This is a genomic window from Rhodosalinus sp. (assembly GCF_046542825.1).
In the GTDB taxonomy this organism is placed as follows: Bacteria; Pseudomonadota; Alphaproteobacteria; order Rhodobacterales; family Rhodobacteraceae; genus Rhodosalinus.
This window is the reverse complement of the sequence record NZ_JBKHAQ010000187.1, coordinates 1-2,671: the sequence shown is the minus strand read 5'-3', so window position 1 is coordinate 2,671 and position 2,671 is coordinate 1. Positions and strand designations below refer to the sequence as shown.

Genomic DNA, 2,671 nt, shown 5'->3' with positions numbered 1-2,671 from the left:
CCAGGTCGCCGCCGAAGACCAGCCCGCCCTTGTCGGACTGGCTGATGTAGAAATGTCCCATGCCGAAACTCACGACATGGTCGATCACGGGCTTCAGTCCCTCGGTCACGAAGGCCTGAAGAACATGGCTCTCGATCGGCAGGCGCAGCCCCGCCATCGCCGCCACCTGGGACGAGCGGCCGGCCACGACGATCGCCACCTTCTTGGCACGGATCGCGCCGCGGGTGGTCTGCACGCCGGTGACGCGCCCGCCCTCCATGTCGATGCCCGTGACCTCGCAGTTCTGGATCAGGTCCACGCCGCGCGCGTCGGCGCCGCGCGCATAGCCCCAGGCCACCGCGTCGTGGCGCGCCGTGCCGCCGCGCGGATGGTAGAGCCCGCCGTAGATGGGAAAGCGCGTGTTCTCGAAATCGAGATAGGGCAGCAGCTTGCGTACCCCCTCGCGGTCGAGCAGGATCGCGTCGTCGCCCTGGTTGATCATCGCGTTGCCGCGGCGGGCGAAGGCGTCGCGCTGCCCGTCCGAATGGAAAAGATTGATCAGCCCGCGCTGCGAGTGCATCACGTTGTAGTTGAGGTCTTCCTCCATCCCCTCCCACAGCTTCAGGGAATGCGAGTAGAACTCCGAATTGCCCGGCAGGAAGTAGTTGGCGCGCACGATCGTGGTGTTGCGGCCCACGTTGCCGCCGCCGATGTAGCCCTTTTCCAGCACCGCGACGTCGGTGATCCCGTGTTCCCGCGCAAGGTAGAAGGCCGTGGCGAGCCCGTGACCGCCGCCGCCCACGATCACCACGTCGTAATCGGATTTCGGCTCCGGATCGCGCCAGTGCGGGGTCCAGCCCTTGTTGCCGGTCAGCCCCTCGCGGAGCAGGCGGAAACCCGAAAACCGCATGTCCCTCTCCCGTTGCCGCGCGCGACTGAACCACCCTTGCGCCGGCTTGGCAATGGCGGCCCGCGTCCGACAGATGCTTTTCGACGGTCACGGAACACCCCGCGACAGCCGCCGCCGGAACGGAGCCGAGCCGGCACGCGTTTGCGCCGCGTCAAGGCGAGGGTGCGGCCTGCGCGCCATGCTGATGATCGAGCGATGACAGGAGGACACGACCATGCCCGGCATGATTCTGTGCTATTCCCTCGGCGGCACCACGCTTGCACTCTGCGAACGGCTGGCCGAGCAGACCGGCGCGACGGTGCGGCGGATCGAGGCCGGTGGTCCGGGGCCGGGCGCGCTGGGCTACGCCGTCTGGGGCTTTCGGACGATGACCGGACTGGGCGGCACGCCGGATGCGCCGCCCCCCGATGCCGCCGCGGGCGCGGACTGGGCGGGGCTGGCCGCGCCGGTCTGGATCGGGCGTGCCGCGCTGCCGCTGCGCAACTGGCTGTCGCAGGGGCCCGCGCTCCCTGACCGGCTGGGGCTGATCCTGACAAGCGATGCCAGCAACCACCCCGGCCCGGCCTTCACGGAACTCGGACGCCTTGCCGGGGTCGAGGATGCGCCGCGGCTGCACCTGACGCGCAAGACCGTCGAGGCGAAGGGCGGCGAGCAGGAAATCGCCGCCTTCCGCGAGGCGCTGGGCGTGTGAGACCCGGCGAAGAGGCCCGGCAGGGCCGATGAGCATGCCGGTCAGAGCCCCTTGGCCTCGTAGCTCGCCGCCACGCGCTCGATCGACACGAGGTAGGCCGCGGTGCGCAGGTCTGCGACGTCCTCGCGCGCGTGCCAGACCTCGCGCATCGCCTGGTAGGCGGTGCGCATCGTGTCGTCGAGACCCGAGCGCACCAGTTCCAACTCGTCGGCGCCGGGCAGGTAACGCTTCTTGAAATCCGGCGAGAGGCTCCAGGCGTCGCCCAGCATGTGGTCCAGCCGCTCAAGCTCGCGCAGGATCAACTCGTGCCGCGTTTCTTCCTGGCGGCGCTGCATCCGGCCGAAACGGATGTGGCTGAGGTTCTTGACCCATTCGAAATAGCTGACCGTCACGCCGCCCGCGTTTGCATACATGTCGGGGATGATCACGGTCCCCCTTCGGCGCAGGATCTCGTCGGCGGCGGCAGTGACGGGTCCGTTCGCCGCCTCGATGATCAGCGGCGCCCTGATCCGCTCGGCATTGCCGCGGTGGATCACCCCCTCTAGCGCGGCGGGGATCAGGATGTCGCAGTCCTCTTCCAGAACGGCATCGCCCGCGGCCGTATGCGTGGCGTCGGGGAAGCCCGCCACGCCGCCGTGCTTCACGATCCAGTCGCGCACGGCGTGACAGTCGATGCCCTCGGGATTGAAGAGCGCGCCGTCGCGCTCGATGATCCCCGTCAGCTTCACGCCGTCCTCCCCGCACAGGAAACTCGCCGCGTGAAATCCGACGTTGCCCAGCCCCTGCACGATCACGCGCTTGCCCTCGAGCCCGCCCTCGAGGCCCGCCGCGGCCACGTCCTCGGGGTGGCGGAAGAACTCGCGCAGGGCGTATTGCACGCCGCGGCCCGTGGCCTCGACCCGGCCCGCGATGCCGCCGCCGTTGAGCGGCTTGCCGGTGACGCAGGCGCGCGCGTTGATGTCCGTGGTGTGCATACGGTTGTACTGATCCGCGATCCAGGCCATCTCGCGCTCCGAGGTGCCCATGTCTGGGGCGGGCACGTTCTGCGCGGGATTGATCAGGTCGCGCTTGATCAGTTCGTAGGCGAAGCG

General features: G+C 69.1%; 3 protein-coding genes. 1 reads left to right on the top strand and 2 read right to left on the bottom strand.

Features of this window, described 5'->3' with window-relative positions:
* On the bottom strand, positions 1–889 hold an 889-nt coding region (locus ACLFOB_RS14865; RefSeq protein WP_410926598.1), incomplete at its 3' end, for an FAD-dependent oxidoreductase.
* Positions 890–1,103: 214 nt separating this feature from the next.
* On the opposite strand from ACLFOB_RS14865, the gene ACLFOB_RS14860 reads away from it, so the two are divergent.
* On the top strand, positions 1,104–1,580 hold the full coding sequence (locus ACLFOB_RS14860; protein WP_410916580.1) for a hypothetical protein: 477 nt from the start codon (positions 1,104–1,106) through the stop codon (positions 1,578–1,580).
* 41 nt (positions 1,581–1,621) lie between these two features.
* On the opposite strand, the gene ACLFOB_RS14855 is transcribed toward ACLFOB_RS14860, so the two are convergent.
* On the bottom strand, positions 1,622–2,671 hold a 1,050-nt coding region (locus ACLFOB_RS14855), incomplete at its 5' end, for a Glu/Leu/Phe/Val family dehydrogenase (protein ID WP_410926597.1).

Bases quoted from the DNA above. Each gene is read 5' to 3' on its own strand.
- ACLFOB_RS14860 (WP_410916580.1), top strand. From the start codon at position 1,104: ATGCCCGGCATGATTCTGTGCTATTCCCTCGGCGGCACCACGCTTGCA.